Source organism: Acinetobacter sp. 25-47-130 (assembly GCF_056779705.1).
The window spans coordinates 1-243 of the sequence record NZ_JBWYII010000040.1; the positions used below are offsets into that span (position 1 = coordinate 1).

Annotated in this window: 1 protein-coding gene; it reads left to right on the forward strand. The window is 51.9% G+C overall.

Going from position 1 to position 243, the window contains the following annotated elements; genetic code table 11:
* Positions 1–243: phage baseplate assembly protein V (locus AC1M83_RS14260; RefSeq protein ID WP_481590955.1), on the forward strand; the 243-nt coding region annotated here is incomplete at both ends.

The following is a 243-nucleotide window of genomic DNA, read 5'->3' on the forward strand; positions in this document are numbered from 1 at the left end:
GCGAAGGCTATGGCGCACGCTTCCTTCCTCGAATCAATGAAATCGTGGTCATCGACTTCTTTGACGGCAACATCGACCGTCCCTTTGTGGTGGGCCGCCTACATGAAGCCCAACGCAGCCCAACCCGATTTGACAGTCAAGGCCAACTGCCAGACACCAAAAAACTCGCAGGGATTAAAAGTAAAGAAGTCCAAGGCGAAGGCTATGGACAACTCCGCTTTGATGACACCACAGGACAAATCT